Source organism: Chromobacterium sp. Ag138 (assembly GCF_055181315.1).
Genome location: NZ_JBUPWA010000001.1, coordinates 4,589,393 through 4,595,318, shown reverse-complemented (window position 1 = coordinate 4,595,318; position 5,926 = coordinate 4,589,393). Strand labels below are relative to the sequence as shown.

Annotated in this window: 2 protein-coding genes, 2 rRNA genes and 3 other annotated features; all 4 genes read right to left on the bottom strand. The window is 62.7% G+C overall.

Going from position 1 to position 5,926, the window contains the following annotated elements; genetic code table 11:
- Positions 1-710 (bottom strand): branched-chain amino acid ABC transporter substrate-binding protein (locus tag ACY3GB_RS21405; RefSeq protein WP_463090508.1); only part of this gene is annotated, 710 nt, incomplete at its 3' end.
- 133 nt (positions 711-843) lie between these two features.
- Positions 844-4,437, bottom strand: a complete 3,594-nt coding sequence (putA, locus tag ACY3GB_RS21400; protein ID WP_463090507.1) for a trifunctional transcriptional regulator/proline dehydrogenase/L-glutamate gamma-semialdehyde dehydrogenase — start codon at positions 4,435-4,437, stop codon at positions 844-846.
- A gap of 403 nt (positions 4,438-4,840) precedes the next feature.
- Positions 4,841-4,955 (bottom strand): 5S ribosomal RNA (gene rrf / locus ACY3GB_RS21395).
- An 89-nt stretch (positions 4,956-5,044) separates the two neighbouring features.
- A 5S ribosomal RNA gene (gene rrf / locus ACY3GB_RS21390) occupies positions 5,045-5,159 on the bottom strand.
- Between the two features lie 136 nt (positions 5,160-5,295).
- Positions 5,296-5,561, bottom strand: a sequence feature (23S ribosomal RNA rRNA prediction is too short).
- Between the two features lie 19 nt (positions 5,562-5,580).
- Positions 5,581-5,740 (bottom strand) — a sequence feature (23S ribosomal RNA rRNA prediction is too short).
- Positions 5,741-5,759: 19 nt separating this feature from the next.
- Positions 5,760-5,926, bottom strand: a sequence feature (23S ribosomal RNA rRNA prediction is too short).

Below are 5,926 nucleotides of genomic sequence, written 5' to 3'. Positions count from 1 at the left end.
CCCTTGATCGAGGTCAGGATGGCGGTGAAGTCGGTGGCCTTGTCGTTGGTGAACTCGCGCTTCACCACGTCGCCGCCGGCGGCGCGCGCAGCCTTCTCGAACTCGTCGGCCAGGCCCTGGCCGTAAGCGGTGCGGTCGTCGACGATGACGATCTTCTTCGCGTGCAGCTTCTCAACCGCGAACTTGCCCATCACGCTGCCCTGCTGGGTGTCGGAGGTCATCGAGCGGAAGGTGTTCTTGAAGCCCTGCGAGGTAAACACCGGCGAGGTGGCCATCGCGATCATCGGGATGCCGGCGTCGGAATAGATCTTGGAAGCCGGGATGGCGGTGCCGGAGTTGAAGTGGCCGATGATGCCGGCGACTTTCTCGTCGACGAACTTCTGCGCCAGCTGGGTGGCGGTTTTCGGATCGGCCTGGTCGTCCTGGGCATTGAGCTCGAAGGTCACCAGCTTGCCGGCGATGGTCGGCTTGGCGGCATTGGCGTCTTCGATGGCCAGGGTCACGCCATTCTTGTATTCCTCGCCGTAGTGCGATTGCGGGCCGGTGAGCGGAGCGGCAAAGCCGATCTTGATCACGTCGCCGCCTGCGCTGGCCTGGGCCGGAGCGGAGGCGCCGGCCGCGGGCGCGGCTTCTTCCTTCTTGCCGCAGGCGGACAGGGCGACAGCGGCTGCAACCGCCAGGGTCAGGGTGGACAGCTTGGATACTTGCATCTCTTCGTTCCTCTTCCTTATTGCTTCAACTTCGCGCTTCTACACAACCGGCTTGGGGCCGGATCCCAGTCTTGCTCTTAAAGTAAAAACTCTGGCCGCATTATTCCAACGCGGCCAGAGGCTGGCAAGTTGATCATTCGGTCATGCTCATCAGGCTGGCATTGCCGCCTGCCGCCGTGGTATTGACGCTGAGCGCGCGCTCCACCACCAGCCGATGCACATTGTAGCCATTTTCGCCGCGCAGGATCAGCGGAACCAGCGCGCCGTCGCGGGCGGCCAGCTCGCGCCGGGCCTCCTCGGCCTTGGCGCCGACATACAACACCGCCTCGACGTCCGCTTCCAGCACATCGGCCACAACAGATACATGACCATTCAAGGCGGAGGCGAATCGACGGCCCAGTTCGCCATCGGCGACTACCGCGCGGTTGCCCGCTGCGAAGGCGGCGGCCAATTGCTCGGCCAGCGCCTGCGCGTCGTCGGCGACGCAGCCGATGCGGCCGCGGCCGGCGAAGGACAAGACATTGTTCTCGCCGGTCGGCCCCGGCAAGATTACGTTATGCGCCAGCGGGCTTTCCTTGCGCGCGGCGGCGATGACGCCATCCACAGCCAGGCCCTGCGCCTTGGCCGCGGCGGCCAAGGCATCCAGCGCGGACAGATCGGCAGCCTGATGCGCGGCCGCCAGCTTGGGCTGCCAGGCGGCGCGGGTCAGACGGTACAGGTAGTACGGGCCGCCGGCCTTGGGACCGGTACCGGACTTGCCCTCGCCGCCGAACGGCTGCACGCCCACCACCGCGCCGACGATGTTGCGGTTGACGTAGATGTTGCCCACCTTGATCTTGCCGCAGATGTCGGCGATGGTTTCGTCGATGCGGCTGTGGATGCCGTGGGTCAGGCCATAGCCGGTGGCGTTGATCTCGGCCACCACCTTGTCCAGATCCGACGCGGCATAGCGCAGCACATGCAGCACCGGGCCGAACACCTCGCGCTTGAGCTCCGACAGATTGTCGATCTCGAACAGCGTCGGCGCGACGAAAGTGCCCTGCTCGCACTCGGCGGACAGCTTGGTCTGGTGCATCGCGCGGGCGGAGTTCTTCATCCTGGCGATGTGGGCCAGCAGGCCGGCCTGGGCTTCGGCGTCGATCACCGGGCCGACGTCGGTGGTGATCTTGGCCGGATTGCCGACTTCCAGCTCGTCCATCGCGCCCTTGATCATCGCGACCACCTTATCGGCGATGTCATGCTGCAGATACAGCACGCGCAGCGCGGAACAGCGCTGGCCGGCGGAATCGAAAGCCGAGCTCAGCACGTCGGTGACCACCTGTTCCGGCAGCGCCGAGCTGTCGACGATCATCGCGTTCATGCCGCCGGTTTCCGCCACCAGCACCGGATCGTCATGGCGCTTGGCCAGCGTGCGGTTGATGATCTGCGCCACTTCGGTGGAGCCGGTGAAGATCACGCCCTGGATGCGCGCGTCGCCGGTCAGCGCGGCGCCGACCACCTCGCCGCGGCCCGGCAGGAACTGCAGCGCGGCGCGCGGAATGCCGGCCTCGTGCAGCAGGCGGATCGCGTAGCCGGCGATCAGGCTGGTTTGCTCGGCCGGCTTGGCCAGCACGGTGTTGCCGGCGGCCAAAGATGCGACGACCTCGCCGATGAAGATGGCCAGCGGGAAGTTCCACGGGCTGATGCACACCACCGGGCCCAGCGGCTGATGGCTGGCGTTATCGAACTCGGACACGATCTGCGCCGCGTAATAGCGGCAGAAGTCCACCGCCTCGCGCACTTCGGCGATGGCGTTGTTCAAGGTCTTGCCTGCCTCGCGCACCGCCAGGCCCATCAGCGCCGGCATATTCGCTTCCATCAGATCGGCCATGCGCTTGATGCTGGCGGCGCGTTCGGCCACCGGCGTCGCGGCCCAGGCGGCGGCGATGTCCGCCGACTGCGCGAGCGCGCGATCCACGTCGGCGGCGGTGGCTTCCAGCACCTTGCCGACCACATCGCCATGATCGGCCGGATTGCGCACTTCCAGCAGCTCGCCGTCGGTGACATCGCCGTCGCCCAGCATCGGGAACGCCGCCCAACGCTGCTGCTCCGACGTCTGCAGGCCCAGTTGCAGCGTGGCCAGCACGTGCTCGCTGGACAGGTCCAGACCCTTGGAATTGCGGCGGCCGTCGCCGTACAGCGACTCCGGCAGCGGAATCTTGCTGTGCGGCATGCCGGCGGAGGCGGCCGCTTCGGCCACCGGATCGGTCACCAGTTCGTCAAGGGACACGCTTTCGTCGACGATGCGGTTGACGAAGGACGAGTTGGCGCCGTTTTCCAGCAGACGGCGCACCAGGTAGGCCAGCAGGGTCTCATGCGAACCCACCGGCGCGTAGATGCGGCAGGCCTTGCCCAGCTTGTCCTTGCCCACCACCTGGTCGTACAGGGTCTCGCCCATGCCGTGCAGGCACTGGAATTCGTAATCCTTGCCGGCGGCCAGGTTGTAGACCGCCGCCAGGCTGTAGGCATTGTGAGTGGCGAACTGCGGATAGATCGCGTCCTGGGCGGCCAGCAGCTTCTTGGCGCAGGCGAGGTAGGACACGTCGGTGTACACCTTGCGCGTATACACCGGATAGCCCGGCAGGCCGTCCACCTGGGCGCGCTTGATTTCTGCATCCCAGTAGGCGCCCTTCACCAGCCGCACCATGAAGCGATGGCCGGTGCGGCGCGCGAGGTCGATCAGGAAGTCGATCACGAAGGGACAGCGTTTCTGGTAGGCCTGCACCACGATGCCGATGCCTTCGAAGCCGTTCAGATCCGGATCGTTGGCCAGCGCCTCGACCAGGTCCATCGAAATCTCCAGGCGGTCCGCCTCTTCGGCGTCGATGTTCAGGCCGATGTTGTACTGCTTGGCCAGCAGGAACAGCGCCTTCAGCCGCGGCAGCAATTCGGCCATCATCCGCTCGTGCTTCAGCCGGCTGTAACGCGGATGGATGGCGGACAGTTTCACCGAGATGCCGGGGCCGTCGTAAATGCCGCGGCCGTTCGATTCTTTGCCGATCGCGTGGATGGCGGTGACGTAGTCCTTCAGGTAACGCTGGGCGTCGGCCTCGGTCATCGCCGCCTCGCCCAGCATGTCGTAGCTGAAACGGTAGCCGCGCGCTTCGCGCTCGCGGCCGTTGGCCAGCGCCTCTTCAATCGTTTCGCCGGTGACGAACTGCTTGCCCAGCATGCGCATCGCCATGTCGACGCCCTTGCGGATCAGCGGCTCGCCGCCCTTGGCGATCAAGCGCGTCATCGCGGCCGACAGGCCATTGGCGCTGTGCGAGGAAACCAGTTTGCCGGTCACCAGCAGGCCCCAGGCCGCGGCGTTGACGAACAGCGACGAACTGTTGCCCAGGTGGGCCTTCCAGTCGCCGCGGGAAATCTTGTCGCGGATCAGCTTGTCGGCCGTTTCCCGGTCAGGGATGCGCAGCAGCGCCTCCGCCAGACACATCAGGGCGATCCCTTCGCTGCTGTCCAACGAGAACTCGTGCATCAGCGCGTCCACGCCGCTGGAGCGAGTGCGCTCGCGGCGGACCTCGGTCACCAGCCGGCGCGCGAGATCTTGCACTGATGCGACCTGCTCGGGACTCATCGCCGCCTGCGACAACAGCGCCTGTACGCATTCGCGTTCATCGCGCCGGTAAGCGGCGGTGATGGCGTCGCGCAGAGCGGACTGCTGATGAGCAAAGGATTCGAATTGCATGGGTTTCTCCGATATTGTTTGCAGCCCCGGCCTCGCGTCCGGGTGAGCCGTCTATTGTATACAAGAGATGACGGTTTTGTTTGACAATATAAAATATTCTTTAGCACTTAAACGCTATCAAAATCAGCCCGCGCAAGGCTTTCCAAGCGGATCAAATCACTTGCGATTCCACCCTCAGGGCATGATCAGGCCAAGATATTACCCACAACCCTCCCCAATTTATCGCCCCAAGAGCGCCTGAAGCCAGCGCTCATTTCAGACTTGATAGCAATCGAATACTGTCTGCATTTCATAGGTCAGATTAATATACAGCGGCAGGATGCGACAAAAAATTTCACCCCGGCCTTGGGCGGGGCCGAAAACGCAAAAAGCCCCAGGCTCTGGCCTGGGGCTTTTATGGGGAATCTGGCGATGTCCTACTTTCACATGGCGAATGCCACACTATCATCGGCGCTAAGATGTTTCACGGTCCTGTTCGGAATGGGAAGGCGTGGGACCATCTCGCTATGGTCGCCAGAAAAAACGTGAACGCTGTCGCGTAATTCTGGATTCGCTTCTTTCGAAGCGAAACGCCGAGTCGCATGGACTCGGCGCTATCGTATGGGGCGTCTGGCGGTGTCCTACTTTCACATGGCGAATGCCACACTATCATCGGCGCTAAGGCGTTTCACGGTCCTGTTCGGGATGGGAAGGCGTGGGACCACCTCGCTAAGGCCACCAGACATAAACTGGCACAAACTTGAAGAAGCCTGGGCTGGTATTCAACCAGCCCGCATATATTCGGTATTTGATGTACGTCGCACATCCACTCTCGTCACTTAGCCTCGCTAAGCCACTCAAATGATAGGATCAAGCCTCACGAGCAATTAGTATCGGTTAGCTTCACGCCTCACAGCGCTTCCACACCCGACCTATCAACGTCCTGGTCTCGAACGACTCTTCAGGGAGGTCAAGCCTCCAGGGAAGTCTCATCTTCAGGCAAGTTTCCCGCTTAGATGCTTTCAGCGGTTATCTCTTCCGAACTTAGCTACCCGGCTATGCCACTGGCGTGACAACCGGTACACCAGAGGTTCGTCCACTCCGGTCCTCTCGTACTAGGAGCAGCCCCCGTCAAACTTCCAACGCCCACTGCAGATAGGGACCAAACTGTCTCACGACGTTTTGAACCCAGCTCACGTACCACTTTAAATGGCGAACAGCCATACCCTTGGGACCGGCTACAGCCCCAGGATGTGATGAGCCGACATCGAGGTGCCAAACACCGCCGTCGATGTGAACTCTTGGGCGGTATCAGCCTGTTATCCCCGGAGTACCTTTTATCCGTTGAGCGATGGCCCTTCCATTCAGAACCACCGGATCACTATGTCCTGCTTTCGCACCTGCTCGACTTGTCGGTCTCGCAGTTAAGCTACCTTTTGCCATTGCACTATCAGCACGATTTCCGACCGTACCTAGGTAACCTTCGAACTCCTCCGTTACACTTTGGGAG